The sequence below is a fragment of the Vibrio sp. 378 genome, assembly GCF_033339435.1.
Genome location: NZ_JAWOUO010001021.1, coordinates 1 through 549, shown reverse-complemented (window position 1 = coordinate 549; position 549 = coordinate 1). Strand labels below are relative to the sequence as shown.

Here is a 549-nt window from a genome sequence, read left to right as displayed (position 1 = left end):
CAACATCACGATTCGCATGCCAGAGCAGGTGCCGCCTGCGATCGCGCGTTCTTTCGAGGTGTTACTGCCTGTTCTAGCTGTGTTTGTCACGCTTTACCCATTAAGCATCTTCGTTCAAACCCAATACGACATGTTGATTCCTGATGCAGTTATGGCGATGTTCAAGCCATTAATCAGCGCATCAAATACTTTGCCTGCCATCATTGGTGCGCTACTGATGTGTCAATTACTTTGGTTTGCAGGGATTCATGGTGCCGCGATTGTGGTTGGCCTTCTATCGCCAATCTTTCTAACAAACATCAGTGGAAACATCGACGCATTTGTTGCTGGGCAGCCTGTTCCGAATATCTTCACTCAGCCGTTCTGGGACTTCTATATCTTCATTGGTGGTTCTGGTGCGACGTTAGCGTTGGTTCTACTGATGTCATTTAGCCGCTCTGTTCACCTAAAGAGTATCGGCCGAATGAGTGCGGTTCCTGGCTTCTTCCAAATTAATGAACCAGTGATTTTTGGTAGCCCAATCGTAATGAACCCAACATTGTTCATCCC

1 protein-coding gene is annotated in these 549 nt (G+C 47.2%); it reads left to right on the top strand.

Annotated elements, in window-relative coordinates; translation table 11 throughout:
* On the top strand, nt 1–549 hold a 549-nt coding region (locus tag R7Q48_RS30150), incomplete at both ends, for a PTS transporter subunit EIIC (RefSeq protein ID WP_318134075.1).